At 42.5% G+C, this 14,104-nt stretch carries 12 protein-coding genes; 10 read left to right on the top strand and 2 right to left on the bottom strand.

Going from position 1 to position 14,104, the window contains the following annotated elements:
* Nucleotides 1-110: 110 nt before the first annotated feature.
* Entirely contained in the window at nt 111-893 is a 783-nt protein-coding gene (locus tag AC58QM_RS17920; protein WP_497286261.1) for a copper amine oxidase N-terminal domain-containing protein, read from the top strand.
* Nucleotides 894-1,016: 123 nt separating this feature from the next.
* On the top strand, nt 1,017-1,592 hold the full coding sequence (locus tag AC58QM_RS17915) for a class I SAM-dependent methyltransferase (RefSeq protein WP_497286259.1): 576 nt from the start codon (nt 1,017-1,019) through the stop codon (nt 1,590-1,592).
* An 82-nt stretch (nt 1,593-1,674) separates the two neighbouring features.
* Here the strand turns inward: AC58QM_RS17915 and katG are convergent, their stop codons facing one another.
* Together katG and AC58QM_RS17905 are read right to left on the bottom strand one after the other, a co-directional pair.
* On the bottom strand, nt 1,675-3,867 hold the full coding sequence (gene katG, locus AC58QM_RS17910; protein ID WP_497286257.1) for a catalase/peroxidase HPI: 2,193 nt from the start codon (nt 3,865-3,867) through the stop codon (nt 1,675-1,677).
* A gap of 500 nt (nt 3,868-4,367) precedes the next feature.
* Nucleotides 4,368-5,048 carry an NAD(P)H-dependent oxidoreductase gene (locus tag AC58QM_RS17905; protein WP_497286256.1) on the bottom strand — a complete coding sequence of 227 codons (681 nt, stop codon included), beginning with the start codon at nt 5,046-5,048 and terminating at the stop codon, nt 4,368-4,370.
* A gap of 162 nt (nt 5,049-5,210) precedes the next feature.
* Here AC58QM_RS17905 and AC58QM_RS17900 point away from each other — a divergent pair, with 162 nt between their 5' ends.
* From AC58QM_RS17900 to murD, 8 genes are all read left to right on the top strand, one after another.
* Complete coding sequence (locus AC58QM_RS17900; protein WP_497286255.1) at nt 5,211-5,795, top strand: TetR/AcrR family transcriptional regulator; 585 nt, start codon at nt 5,211-5,213, stop codon at nt 5,793-5,795.
* Between the two features lie 243 nt (nt 5,796-6,038).
* The gene (locus tag AC58QM_RS17895; RefSeq protein WP_497286253.1) at nt 6,039-7,802 is read left to right on the top strand and encodes a cache domain-containing sensor histidine kinase; all 1,764 of its coding nucleotides are present in this window, start codon (nt 6,039-6,041) and stop codon (nt 7,800-7,802) included.
* Between the two features lie 5 nt (nt 7,803-7,807).
* Nucleotides 7,808-8,581, top strand: a complete 774-nt coding sequence (locus AC58QM_RS17890; protein WP_497286252.1) for a response regulator — start codon at nt 7,808-7,810, stop codon at nt 8,579-8,581.
* Between the two features lie 148 nt (nt 8,582-8,729).
* The gene (locus AC58QM_RS17885; RefSeq protein ID WP_497286250.1) at nt 8,730-10,052 is read left to right on the top strand and encodes an ABC transporter substrate-binding protein; all 1,323 of its coding nucleotides are present in this window, start codon (nt 8,730-8,732) and stop codon (nt 10,050-10,052) included.
* A gap of 114 nt (nt 10,053-10,166) precedes the next feature.
* Nucleotides 10,167-11,048, top strand: a complete 882-nt coding sequence (locus AC58QM_RS17880; RefSeq protein WP_497286248.1) for a carbohydrate ABC transporter permease — start codon at nt 10,167-10,169, stop codon at nt 11,046-11,048.
* A gap of 20 nt (nt 11,049-11,068) precedes the next feature.
* Nucleotides 11,069-11,920, top strand: a complete 852-nt coding sequence (locus tag AC58QM_RS17875; RefSeq protein WP_497286246.1) for a carbohydrate ABC transporter permease — start codon at nt 11,069-11,071, stop codon at nt 11,918-11,920.
* A 97-nt stretch (nt 11,921-12,017) separates the two neighbouring features.
* Nucleotides 12,018-12,581 carry a hypothetical protein gene (locus tag AC58QM_RS17870; protein WP_497286245.1) on the top strand — a complete coding sequence of 188 codons (564 nt, stop codon included), beginning with the start codon at nt 12,018-12,020 and terminating at the stop codon, nt 12,579-12,581.
* 74 nt (nt 12,582-12,655) lie between these two features.
* Nucleotides 12,656-13,978 (top strand): UDP-N-acetylmuramoyl-L-alanine--D-glutamate ligase, encoded by a 1,323-nt coding sequence (gene murD, locus AC58QM_RS17865; RefSeq protein ID WP_497286243.1) that lies wholly within the window; start codon nt 12,656-12,658, stop codon nt 13,976-13,978.
* Nucleotides 13,979-14,104: the final 126 nt, after the last annotated feature.

The following is a 14,104-nucleotide window of genomic DNA, read 5'->3' as shown; positions in this document are numbered from 1 at the left end:
GAATGAAGTAGTGTGCGTGGCGTCATTTTTTCTGCATTTGTTCCAACAATATCATGTATGAGCTATATAAGTATATAAGGGTAATAGTTGACGGAAGGATCACATTCTAAATGAAAAAAATATTAGTAGTCATGTTTCTAGTAACTTTAGGTTTTAACTTTTTTAATACAGTAAGCTATGCGCAAGAAGCTAAAGAAATTAGCGTGTATTATAATGACAGATTGATAACGTTTAATAATCCCCCCTTTATTCAGGAAGGCAGTACCTTTGTCCAATTTCGTCCTCTTTTTGAGCAATTTAATTATGAAATAAGTTGGGATGATACTACAAATACGGTAACCGCTAAGAATGCAAATATTAAAATAGAAATGACGGTTGGAAGTAATCAAGTAAAAGTTAATGAAGAAGTAAAAACTTTTGATTATCCAATTAAACAAATAGAGGGGAATGTCGTTGTTCCGCTTAGATTTGTCTCAGAAACTTCTGGTGCTTACGTCTATTGGGACAATGAACAAAAAATGATAAAACTTGTTACCGATACCTATTTGGATGAAATAGCAATAATAGACACGATGGAAGACTATATGGAGAACGATACGTTTTTAATGACTGCTTTGCGGATTTCAAAAGGAAGTGGCATTAAAAGAAACGAAACTCACATTAAGAAAATAATCGTGGATAAAGAGAATCATTTGGGTGAAATTGTATTTGATACGGGTTTTCAGATAAGTGCCACTTATAAAGAAGGAAAGAACATTGTAATTAAACCTCACAAGGAAATAATCATTGAGTTTACTTATAAGCTAGCGAAGAATGAGAATGAGTGGGAGCTTTTCAGATTTGGAGATAAGAAGTTTAAGGTAATAGAGGAAACTGAGATAAAGAGGGGTTAGTTGAAGAAGGAGCAGTAGTAGCATGCTTATCTCACAAAGTTCCATACGAAGGAAATATAATTCCATTTGTAACCAACTCTTAATAAGCTACACTGTTTTTAAAGCTTAAAGGGAGATGGATGAATGGATGATAAAGATGCTGAGATACGAGTAGTTATTGGTTCAGGAGCTCAAAACCATAATCAAGGATGGTTCCATACCCAGGAAGAAGAACTTAATCTGCTGAAACGTTCTGATTGGGAGATGAAGTTCAAACCGAGCTCCATAACAGGAATTCTTGCCGAGCATGTTTGGGAGCATCTCGATTATGAAGAAGGCATTGAGGCTGCAAAGATATGTAAGGATTTCTTGAAACAAGGTGGGTACATTCGTTGTGCTGTTCCTGATGCATATTTTCAAAATGAGTGGTATCAAAACATGGTAAAGGTTGGAGGGCCAGGGCCTAAAGACCATCCAGCTGCGAGTCATAAGATTGTCCATACCTATATGAGCATTACTTCCATGTTCGAACAAGCAGGATTTCAAGTAAGTCTGTTGGAATTTTGCGACGAGAATGGTCACTTTCATTTTAATTCCTGGGATGAAAAAGATGGTTTTATTTACCGTTCCAAACGTTTCGACCACCGAAATCAAAACGGTAACCTAGGCTTCGTTTCTCTTATTATTGACGCTGTAAAGCCTGCTGCGTGTATTAAATAAAGGGCATATTGATATTTGATGCAAAGGAAGAGCCGTATATCACGTGATATACGGCTCTTTCCTTTTCAAGGATAAGATTACATTATAATTTCAAGTCAAATCGATCGGCATTCATGACCTTGACCCAGCTAGCTACGAAGTCACGCACGAATTTTTCTTTATTATCATCTTGCGCATACACTTCTGCAATGGCGCGCAGAACGGAATTTGAACCGAAGACGAGGTCAACTGTCGTTGCTGAACGAACGACTTTACCGGTCTTGCGATCGCGACCTTCAAATACATCATTACCAATCGGGTTCCAATGAATGCCCATATCGAGCAAGTTAACGAAGAAGTCGTTCGTGAGTGTACCTACACGGTCAGTGAATACGCCATGTTTGGTGCCGCCGAAGTTCGTTCCTAGAACACGCATACCGCCAACAAGAGCTGTCATTTCCGGTGCAGTCAAGTTAAGCAGGTGTGCCTTATCGACTAGAAGCTCCGCTGAGCTTACACGATATTGTTTCTTCTGATAGTTGCGGAAACCATCAGCGATTGGCTCCAGCACAGCAAAACTTTCAACATCGGTTTGATCTTCGGTTGCATCACCACGTCCAGGACTAAAGGGAACCGTTACTTGAAAGCCTGCATCACGTGCAGCCTTTTCCACCGCGGCACTGCCCCCAAGTACGATCAAATCAGCGATACTGATTTCAACATCTAAGTCTTCTTGAATACCTTCGAGAATGGTAAGCACTCTAGTCAGTTGATCTGGTTGATTTACTTCCCAGTCACTCTGAGGGGTAAGTCGAATGCGAGCGCCGTTGGCGCCGCCACGCATGTCTGTACCACGGAAGGTGCTGGCTGAAGCCCAAGCTGCCGCTACGAGTTCGCTGACTGTAAGACCAGACACTAGAATCTTGGCTTTGATATCTTCAACATCAGACTCTGTCAATGAGTAAGCAACAGTCGGTACATCGTCTTGCCAGATCAAAACTTCTTCAGGAACTTCCGGTCCTAGATATCTCGCAAGTGGCCCCATATCCCGGTGGGTGAGCTTAAACCATGCACGAGCAAACGCATCTGCAAATTCGTCTGGATTCTCATAATAACGACGGGAGATTTTCTCGTAAGCTGGATCCACACGCAAGGCCATATCTGCGGTAGTCATGATTGTCTTCACGCGAATGGAAGAATCCTCAGCATCTGGAGCAAGATGCTCTTCAGCAGGATTGACTGGTGTCCACTGATGTGCGCCTGCTGGGCTCTTCGTAAGTGTCCATTCATATCCGAATAGAAGTTCGAAGAAACCATTATCCCACTGCGTAGGATTCGCTGTCCAAGCACCTTCTATACCACTTGTGATGGTATCGCGACCTTTGCCAGAGCCATGTGAGCTGATCCAACCTAAGCCTAAAGCTTCGATAGGAGCTGCTTCCGGCTCTGCCCCTACATGCGCGGCATCTCCTGCGCCGTGCGCTTTACCGAATGTGTGTCCGCCAGCAACGAGGGCAACGGTTTCTTCATCGTTCATGCCCATTCGTTTGAAGGTATCGCGGATATCGCGAGCACTAGCAAGCGGATCGGGCTTGCCGTTTGGTCCTTCTGGATTTACATAGATAAGTCCCATCTGAACGGCAGCAAGTGGATTTTCAAGCTCGCGATCGCCTGTATAACGCTTATCTCCCAGCCACTCGGTTTCTACACCCCAGTAAATGTCTTCTTCGGGATGCCAAACATCCGCACGGCCGCCGCCGAAACCAAAGGTTTTACCGCCCATCGATTCAATAGCAACATTGCCAGTTAGAATGAACAAGTCTGCCCAAGAGATTTTGTTGCCATACTTCTGCTTAATAGGCCAGAGGAGTCGACGAGCTTTATCTAGGTTGCCGTTGTCAGGCCAGCTGTTCAGTGGAGCAAAACGCTGTGTGCCGGTTCCAGCCCCGCCGCGTCCATCACCTGTACGATAGGTCCCTGCGGAGTGCCAAGCCATTCGAATAAAGAAGGGACCATAATGTCCGAAGTCGGCAGGCCACCAATCTTGGCTGTTCGTCATGAGATCACGAAGATCTTGTTTAAGCGCGGGGTAGTCTAATTTCTCGAACTCCTCAGCATAGTTGAAATCTTCGCCAAGAGGATTTGATTTGCGGTCATGTTGATGGAGAATGTTCAAATTCAATTGATTGGGCCACCAGTTTTTATTCGTCGTGCCACTAGATTTGTGACTTGTAGCGCTTCCATTTCCGTGAGGAAACGGGCATTTTCCAGAGTTAGCAGTATCCATTGGGTTCATTTCTACCTCTCCAATCAATTTAAATTAATTTCTAGATAATAATTATTATAATTAATATATAATACAATCCAGGAAAAAATCAACGACTTTTTATATAAATTAAAGCCATGTATCTATTCCTAATGGTTGTCTCTCCTAATTATATTGCTATAGTTGAAAATGAATTCCTTATAATTTAACTAATCGTTTTTGATGTAGAAATGGAAACATATTTGTTACTTGATGAGATTTACTAATTCTAATTGTTTTGGTACAAAGTGGTTGCGTACAATTTCCATAAGATGAGTACAATATTTATGTTTTCAATTACTCAGATGGGTGGGACTAATGTCATGACAACACACGATAAACAACGAGAAAATCACGCTAAGGATCAAGAAGATAATAAACCGAATCATGGTAAAAGTAGAAAAAAGGGTAAGTAAATAATAAAGCACAAAAGCCTTAAGGGAAGCTTTCCCTCAGGGCTTTCGTTTTGTTCGGATATTTAATTAATATGGTTAATTAATCCATTGCACGACATCATTCATATCTTTTCTTCCTCTAGGGAATACAGGCTCATTTGCGCGGTATCCAAATGCAACCATAGCTGAAACAGCGAGGTGACCATCCTCTAGTAAGTTTTCTTCCGCAAGGAGCTTTTCTACCTTATCGATATAAAATCCTTCAATTGGACAAGAGTCAATTCCTAGTAACGCTCCTACAGTCATCATATTGGCAAAAGGAAGGAAGGTTTGTCTTTTAGCCCAATCCAACGCTTTTTGCTCAGTTTCAAACAGGTTTTGTTGGTTTACTTGGAAATTTCTTATACCCTCTATGATTTGGTCAGATTTTTCATCTGGGACACCCCAAACATTAACCCAGTGATTTTTTACATAATCGGAGTCGTACCTTGTATCCTTACTAGTTCTTGAAAGAATGATAACGAAATGGCTAGCAGTAGGCAGATGACCTTGTGCGCCAGGAGAAATTTCTTTTAACTTTTCTCTAAAGTCCTCATTTTGGACAACGAGAAATTTCCAGGGTTCAATCCCACATGAGCTTGGTGATAGTCTGGCTGCTTCTAAGATGACATTAAAGTCCTCTTCAGAGATTTTTTTGGTTGGATCAAAGCTTTTTATTGCACGTCTAAAATGAAACGCATCAAGAATTTCTTGTCTATTTATCACTCTTTGTGTCATATTCAAACACTTCCTTCTTCTTAGTTGTGGTGGATACTTGTTGTCTACTCGATTGATTCTAAGATAGAATTCAGTTATTCTCAATCGTCAGCTTTGGAGTTTTATTGCCTAAACAACAAACCAATTAAATTGTTGCCTATTCATAGAAAAGAGAGGATACATATGGATGAAATGAAAGTAGATCCACGCGTTATACGGACAAGAAAATTGTTAATGGATGCGTTTCATACATTAGCTCAAAAAAAAGAGTTCAAATCCATTACAATAAACGACATCACGGAGGAAGCAACCGTAAATCGTGCTACTTTTTATTCGCATTTTCAAGATAAATACGAATTAATGGATGCCTCTCTTACCGAAGAAATAATAGAAAGCATAGTGAAACATTTGAAGCAATACGAGAGGTTAAACGAAGAGACTATTGTAAACATCTTTTTTACATTAACTTCGTTTCATATAAAAAAGCGTACGGAATATAGCTCACAATGCAGAAGAAGTTTGGAATCCTTTTATTCCATCATTGAACAAAAAATAAAAAAAGAACTGGGTGAATTGTTTTATACCCTATTTTTAAAACAACAACCAAACTTGGATTCGGAAGCCTTAAAAATTGGTACGACGGTGTTGAGCTGGGGAATTTACGGAGCATCTGTGGAATGGGAAAATAATAGTTCACTTTCAGCAGAACAATACATAAATAAAGCTTTACCTTTTATAGTGACGGAAATCAATTTGTTAAAGGAGTAAAAGAGATGACATACACGTAAGCCCACTGCTTGGGCTTTTTTTATTTTCAAATAATTCCAACAATAATAGATAAACCTATTGAAATGACTATCCTTTGGGAACTATCGCCCTATATGTAAACTATGCGTATAAAATCTTACTTTTGTTCTATTGAAGAACTGGATTCTGTTAATGGTAGTGGGAGAGATTCCTTGTTAAAGTAAGATAGGACAGCTATGTCAAGCTAACGCTAGGAGTGTGTATATGAAACATTACCGATTGTTCTGGTATCCGGCCACGATTAAAAATAAATTGTTCATGGCATTTATTTGTTTGATTTTACTGCCCTTTTCAATCCTCAATGTGTATAACTTCAAGAAGATGGAATCACTCATGCGAGATAAAGTAACCGAACAAAGTCAGGAAGATCTCCTGCGGGTAAAAAAATCGTTTGAAGAAATGATGAAAAGCTCGTACTTAACCTTTACTTTGCTGGAACAAGACCCGAATATCGTGTCCATCCTGCAAAATCCTGCTAATTACGATGCTTATGATGCGCAAAATACGGTTGAATATAAATTCAAAGCGATAACGAATACATTGTTTCTAAACAGATCGCCTGTTTACTACACAGTTTTGGATGTGAAAGGCCATTATTATACATCGTACAAGCCTTCGCAATCCCTAAGCTATCCACTCTTTACCGGACAGGAATGGTTCGAGAAAACGAAATCTTCGCAGGAAAAGTTCGTGTGGTCTCTAGAGAAAAATTTTATGCATAGGGATGAATCCTCCAACTCAATGCTGCTTAGTGTGTCGACAACGTTTAAGCGGAGTGACGGCTCGGTATATGCGGTGGTTAAGGGGAGTATCGACTATATTGATTTAATGAAGAATACCGCGGCATCGTCGGGGCAGTCCAACCAATATCTCTTATTAGATGATCGTGGCCAACTTGTCTTCCAAAATGCTCAAAGTCAAATGGATGCGGATGAAATCCAAAACATGTTTAACTCTTCTTCCGAGAACGGATATGTAACCAACCACGATTACATTATTAACTATTATTATATTCCTATGCTGAAATGGTATTTAATCAAGCAAGTACCCAAATCGTTCGTGTTTGCCGAAAGCGATCGGCTGCAGCAATCGTTCTTTTTTACTTTGATTCTCATGACGTTAGCCTTTATTGGGATTACCTTTTTTATCACGTCCCGGGTTACGAAGCCCCTAAAACAGATTCAAGTGAAAATGAGAGAGATGGTCCACAATAATTTGAAGGTCCGTTTGCCGAACAATCGCTTCCATAGCGTTGAGATTCGTGAGTTGACCAACACCTTTAACCGGATGGTTGGCGATATGGAGGATCTCATTCAACGGCTGCGGTCGGAGGAGCGGCAGAAGGAGTCCGTTCATTTTCAGATGCTGCTTTCTCAAACGAATCCGCATTTTCTACTCAACACTCTCAATACGATTAAATGGATTGCGCTGCGTAAAGGGGACGATGAAATCACGGACATTTGCACCAGCCTAGGTATGCTTTTAGAGGCAAGCTTGAACTCGGAGGTCGAGCTCATTCATCTCAAAGAGGAGATTGAATTGGTCAATTCGTATATGCTCATTCAAAATTTTCGATATAAACAAAGCTTCACGCTATATTATGAGGTGGATGAATCCCTCGAGTATGCTTTGGTTCCCAAGCTTAGCTTACAGCCGCTGGTTGAAAACAGTATTCAACATGGATTTAACCTTGCCAAGGGCGCCGGTGAGATCTGTATACGCATTTTTAATAGGCATGATAGGCTGTTTGTTCAGGTTGATGATAATGGGATAGGCATCGATGCTGCTATGCATGCGATTTCAAACCCCTCAAGAAAGAGAAAAGGAATTGGACTTCACAACTTGAAAACGAGATTAGGTTTGTTGTTCAAACAGAAAGCGGACTTGACTATCGAAAGCTTGAAACAAGGCACACGTGTGGAGTTCTATCTGCCTCTGTTGTTATCGGAACCGTATAAGAAGGAGTGACCGGAATGTGGACGGTACTATTGGTCGAGGATGAAGTGTTCGTAAGGGAGTCGGTTCGGACAATTATTGATTGGGGAAAAATAGGCTTTACTGTCGTTGGTGAGGCAGGTGATGGGGAGGAGGCACTTGCTTTTATTCGTGCAAACAAGCCGCATGTGGTTATTTCGGACATCATAATGCCGGTTATGAATGGCGTGGATTTGCTTAAAAAAGTGAGAGATGAGGGAAATGATGCAAGATTCATTATGCTTTCGTGCATGAGTGATTTTGAATACGTACGGCAAGCGATGGAGTACGGAGCTTCTAATTATATTTTAAAACTATCCATGAAGGTTCAATCGTTGTATGAAGCACTTGAAAAGGTACGTGTGGAACTCGAACGGATGTCGGACAAGCCCGCAGGGGTTAAAGCAGTGGAACATGTGCCATCTTCTTTACCTGAAGCAAAATCAGATCATCCCGAATTGAACAAAATCCTGCATTATCTGCATAATCACTATCAGGAGGAAATCTCTTTGCAATGGCTGGCTAGCTATGTCGCACTCGATGAGAAGTATGTATCCCAGTTGTTTAAAAAGAAAACCGGTGATAATTTTGTTCATTATTTGCATCGAATACGGATTGAGCATGCAAGAAAGCTGCTTGCAACGACGAAAATGACTGTAAGTGAGATCGGGGAGCGCGTTGGTTTTATGAATGATAATTACTTTATTAAAATCTTTCGCCGTTTTTGCGAAATGACACCGCAGAATTACCGGAAACAACAGCAGGAAATATAAATGTTGATGGATTTTGTTCTATACGACACGGAAAAAATGCAAGAGAATGGTCTATCTACTACTGGATTTTGTTCATTATCGACAAGGTGTGCGCCTGATATAGTTAGATTCGTAAAGCAATTACGTAACCACTAGGAGGTCAACACCAATGAGTAAAAAGAAAGTTTCCCTTTCCGTGCTTTCTCTCACATTAGCGGCAAGTATGATTGCAGGCTGCAGCACCGGCTCCGGAACAAGCAATGAAAGCAGCTCATCCGCTGCACCGAAGCAAGCTACGGGACCTGTCACACTGAGCTTCTGGGGAGGCGTTCCGGCAGAGAATGGCCCACAAGCGGTGATCGAGGCATGGAATAAAGCGAACCCGGATATTCAAGTCAAATATGAGCGTTATGTCAATGACGATGCAGGGAATTTGAAGTTGGATACTGCGCTCATCTCCGGGCAAGAAGTTGATCTCTATGTGAATTACACGACGTCGGCGCTTAAGAAACGGATTGATAACGGCGTTGCACTGGATCTATCGGCGAAAAGTGATTATAACATTGACACGAAGATGGGTCCTCAAGCCGCAGATTGGAAAATCAACAGCAAGTATTATGGTGTTCCAACGAAACGCAACATTTTCTTCATGTGGTTGAACAAAGATGCCTTGGATCAAGCGGGTTTGAAGGTTCCTTTTGACTGGACATGGTCGGATTTGAAGGATTACAGCATGAAGCTTAAAACGGACAAGCGTTATGGTCTGGTCCAAACGACGGAAGTGTTCCCTGATGCGATGGACGGGGCGATTGCGGCAACGAAGTATGTCAAAGCAGATGGCAAGTCTGACTTTAATAATCCGCTAGTCGGCACATGGCTCGATACGCTGAACAGCATGATGAAAGATGGCAAAGCGACGCCTCCGCTTGGTGAGCAGTTGACAACAAAAATGCCAGTTGAAAATGTGTTTCTAAAAGGCGATGCCGCCATGTTGAATGCAGGGGAGTGGATTTTCCGCAGCTCCAATGATTTGAAAACAAATCCGCGTAACTTCAAAATTGCATTTGCACCTGTTCCGAAGGTGACCAAAGACGAAGCAAACTTCAAAATGCGCGGAGGACTTGGCGACTTTATCTCCATCTCAGCGAAAAGTAAAAATCAAGAAACTGCTTGGAAATTTTTGAAATGGTATGCTGATGGCGGTATGCTGCCAATGGCTTCCGGTGGACGGATTCCGGCTTCGAAGGATGCGAATGTGGCTGAAGCGACGAAACTTCTCCTTGGCGATGCAGCAAATACGTATGATATGGATTCTCTGAACAAAGTTGTATTCGGTCAATTTGATACGTACAACCGTGATCTTCCGCAGCAAGTCATCGATCTTCGCAGAGAAGAATACGAGAAGTTCTTCTTAGGTAAACAAGATACGAAAACGACACTTGATACGTTAGCTAAACGTCATGATGAGTTTATGGCCCAAAATAAAAAATAGCACCAGCCATGCAAGGAGGCTCTGATTCAGAGTCTCCTTTGCTCTAAATAAATCGTATCGCTCCGCTGATGCAAGTGGAAGTCAGCTCGGCTAATACGTTAAAGGAGTCAAGGGATGAATAACAACTGGATGAAACGGCAACAAAAAATCGGCATGCTCTTTATTGCTCCCAATATGCTTGGTGTTCTCGTCTTTTACATTTTGCCAGCCTTGTTCTCGCTGGGTTTGGCGTTTACAGATTGGAAATTCGGTAATCCTGCGTTTCATTTCACAGGGTTAGATAACATACAACGACTACTGCATGATGAGATGTTCTATGTATCGCTGAAAAACACATTTATTTTTATGCTGGCTGTTCCGGTTTCGATTGCGCTTGGCTTTGTCATTGCCGTCGTACTGAATAACCTGGTGTATCTGAAAGGCTTACTTAAAGCAATGTACTTTATGCCCTATATCACGTCCGGAGTCGCAATCGGCTTTGTATGGATGCTTTTGTTCCATCCGACACAGGGACCTATCAATCAGTTCTTAATGGCAATCGGTATTAAGCATCCGCCGCAATGGTTTGGATCTATGGACACCGCTATGTATGCAATGGATGTCATCTGGATCTGGTTTTTGCTAGGGTATAACATGATTATTTATTTGGCTGCTTTGCAGGAAATTTCGACGGAACAATTAGAGGCGGCGAAAATGGACGGGGCAAGTTACTGGACCACGATTCGTAAAATCGTATTCCCACTGGTAAGTCCTACGACCTTTTTATTGATGATCACGGGCTTAATTATGACAATCAAAACATTTGGAATTATCGAGGCTACAACGCATGGCGGCCCGGGAAGCTCGACAACGATTCTGTCCTTATTTGTCTACAAGACAGCGTTTTCATATTACGAGATGGGCTACGCTTCCACCATTTCATGGGCATTATTCATCATTATTCTGATTATTACGTTGGTTCAATGGTACGGTCAGAAGAAATGGGTTCATTACTAATAAGATAGGAAGTGATCAACATGTCTGCGCAAACGAAAGTATCCGATGGGCAAAAAGTAGGAGTCAAGGTCATCATGACGTGCATCATGCTGGCCTTAGCGATTACGACCATCCTTCCATTTATCTGGATGATTTCAACTTCGTTCAAAACACCTCAAGAAGTGTTCGCGTATCCAATTTCTTGGATTCCAAAGCATTGGGTGTTGGAGCATCATGAAAAAGTATGGTTCGGGAAAGACAGCTTTCTCATATATTACTGGAACTCGTTAAAAATTGCGGTAATTTCAACAATTGGCGCCACGTTCTTATCAGCACTTGCTGCTTATGGCTTTTCGCGTGTGGAGTTTAAAGGGAGAGATTCATTATTCGTCCTTTATTTATCGATGATGATGGTGCCGCCGCAAGTTTTGTTCGTTCCCAAATTCATTATGTTCAACTGGGTGGGCATCTACAACACACATTGGGCTTTAATTTTGCCAGGACTATTTACAATCTTGGGTGTTTTCCTCATGCGACAGTTCATGATCGGGATACCTAAAGAAATATCAGAGTCGGCTTTTATTGATGGCGCGGGGCATTTTCGGATTTTCTGGCAGCTCATGCTGCCGCTTGCGAAACCTGCCATAGCAACATTGGCGATTATCGATTTTTCTTGGCACTGGAACGATTACGAGAACGCCATCGTGTTCTTGTTAGATAAGGATTTATTTACTGTACCGCTCGGTCTACAAAATTTCATCCAAGAATTTAATATTGATTACAACGGTATGATGGCCGCAACTTCAGCGGGTATCGTTCCTATCTTGATTGTTTTTATCATTGGGCAAAAGTATATCATTCAAGGGGTTTCAAGCTCTGCCGTGAAGGGCTAAGGGCAAGCAATGCGTCTAGGAATGAGCTTGGTATTTGGAATACTAAATGATTTAAATATGAAAACCCCATTCTAACGAAATGGGGTTTTCGTTTTATGTGATGATTGTTCCAATATATGGTAGAATTTTATTAATTGAAGTGCGATTTTTTAGAAAAAAAGGGGCGGATTTTCTGAAACTAAATAAATATCATTTTCTGACTATTAGTATGTTAGCTTCCTTATTTTCTTGTTTCCTCTTTACCGCCTCATTTTGGCAAATGATTATTGATAATGAGTACGTTGAATCATTACAACTACCCTCTGATGGAGATAGCATGGGAATACCATTCATTGGTGCAATTATGGGAAGTTTTATGTTTGCAATAGTTCATATTATTATCCACTTGGTTTTGTTTGGTTTATGTTATAGAAATACCATCAATAGAGAAATTAACATCAATGAATTCATTTTGAAGAGCGATAGTTGGATTTATAATGCCATTCGCGGTATAAGCTATTTTTTCATACTAGTATTAGGATATGATTTTATCCGTCAATATTTTAAATTTTATGTGTTCAATGTGCTGTTTTATTTGTCAGTTGTTATTGTTGTATGTATGTACATGATATGGATCTTCTCATTTTTTAAAAGAAATGATCAAGAAATAGGTGAGTGCTGAACACACAAGTAAAGGAAGAAAGGTTCCAATATGTGGTATATTTGATAAATAACATTATCTAAGCGGAGGTGCCTATGAATCCTGCTTTTGACACCTATATGCAATCGCTGGCCGGTCGGGACGTGACCGTCATCGGCGCCGGCGTCAGCAATTCACCACTGATCCGCATGCTTTGCACGGCAGGGGCTCACGTCACCGTGCGTGATCGCAACATGGCCTTGCCTCGGGAGGAGTGGGACCAACTAGGCGTCGGATTGCTGCTGGGCGAGAATTATCTGGATCACGTTGGTGGCGACGTCGTGTTCCGCACTCCGGGCATGCGTCCTGACCATCCGGCGTTGGAATTGGCCCGCGCTAACGGCAGCCGTGTGACCAGCGAGATGGAGGAGTTCTTTGCGCTATGTCCTTGTCCTATTTTTGGCGTGACTGGTTCGGATGGTAAGACTACCACTACTTCGTTGATTGCAGACATGCTGGCTGACGGGGGGCGTACGGTTCATCTTGGCGGCAACATTGGAACGCCACTTCTGACACGCGTGGGCGAGATGTCGCCGCTGGATGCCTGCGCGGTCGAGCTGTCCAGCTTTCAGCTGATGGACATGACGCGCTCTCCCCATGTAGCGGTGATTACCAACCTTTCGCCTAATCATCTCGACTGGCACCGCGACATAGATGAATATAAGGCTGCTAAGCACCGCCTGCTGGATTTCCAGGGTGCTAATGACTTTGCCGTCCTAAACCGCGACAATCCGGCGACCGCCGAACTGCGCGGGCGAGGAAAGACCAAGTATTTCGGCACGCACACTGTCCACGATGGCATAATCGACGGTCTATTACCCATCCGTGATATTCGTTTGCCGGGGTGGTATAACGTGGAGAACGTAATGGCTGCCATGACGGCTGTGCGGGGGACGGTGTCTGATGAAGCTATCCTAGAGGCGGTGCGCAATTTCGTTGGCGTGGAGCACCGAAACCAGTGGGTAGCAACAGTGGATGGCGTACAATATTACAACAATTCAATCGGCTCGAGCCCCGCTCGCACGGTTGCCACTCTGCATGCGCATGTGGGCAAGGTGCTGCTGATCGCCGGCGGACGAGATAAGAAAGTACCGTTTGACGAGATGGCTAGGCTGCTGCCTGACCATGTCAAGGTTCTCCTGTTAATCGGAGAAGCGGCTAGCCAAATCGAGGCTGAGGCGCGCAAAGTGCCGAATTGCCCGCCTATTATCCAATGCGAAGGACTGGCCGAAGCAGTGTCGCAGGCTCACAAGTTGGCCATACCGGGAGACGTAGTGCTGCTGAGTCCTGCATGTACTGCGTTTGACCAATATCGTAACTTTGAAGAGCGTGGGCGTCACTTTGTAGACCTGGTCGGGTCACTGCACCAGTCGGTCTGAGGGAATGGATTGCATTGAACTGATCTTATAATGAAGGGCTGCCGCGTGGCAGCCTTTTAGTCCGCTAGACTTTTTTATTGTTAACCCTTTTGATGTACAATGAAAGAAAACAGCATTTAAGGGAGG

The organism is Paenibacillus sp. J22P165, from assembly GCF_059692015.1.
Note: the sequence above shows the minus strand (reverse complement) of the source record. Positions and strands in the feature narration are given on the sequence as shown.

Bases quoted from the DNA above. Each gene is read 5' to 3' on its own strand.
- AC58QM_RS17895 (WP_497286253.1), top strand. From the start codon at position 6,039: ATGAAACATTACCGATTGTTCTGGTATCCGGCCACGATTAAAAATAAA.
- murD (WP_497286243.1), top strand. From the start codon at position 12,656: ATGAATCCTGCTTTTGACACCTATATGCAATCGCTGGCCGGTCGGGAC.
- AC58QM_RS17875 (WP_497286246.1), top strand. From the start codon at position 11,069: ATGTCTGCGCAAACGAAAGTATCCGATGGGCAAAAAGTAGGAGTCAAG.
- AC58QM_RS17880 (WP_497286248.1), top strand. From the start codon at position 10,167: ATGAATAACAACTGGATGAAACGGCAACAAAAAATCGGCATGCTCTTT.
- AC58QM_RS17915 (WP_497286259.1), top strand. From the start codon at position 1,017: ATGGATGATAAAGATGCTGAGATACGAGTAGTTATTGGTTCAGGAGCT.
- AC58QM_RS17900 (WP_497286255.1), top strand. From the start codon at position 5,211: ATGGATGAAATGAAAGTAGATCCACGCGTTATACGGACAAGAAAATTG.
- AC58QM_RS17905 (WP_497286256.1), bottom strand. From the start codon at position 5,048: ATGACACAAAGAGTGATAAATAGACAAGAAATTCTTGATGCGTTTCAT.
- AC58QM_RS17885 (WP_497286250.1), top strand. From the start codon at position 8,730: ATGAGTAAAAAGAAAGTTTCCCTTTCCGTGCTTTCTCTCACATTAGCG.
- katG (WP_497286257.1), bottom strand. From the start codon at position 3,867: ATGAACCCAATGGATACTGCTAACTCTGGAAAATGCCCGTTTCCTCAC.
- AC58QM_RS17920 (WP_497286261.1), top strand. From the start codon at position 111: ATGAAAAAAATATTAGTAGTCATGTTTCTAGTAACTTTAGGTTTTAAC.
- AC58QM_RS17890 (WP_497286252.1), top strand. From the start codon at position 7,808: ATGTGGACGGTACTATTGGTCGAGGATGAAGTGTTCGTAAGGGAGTCG.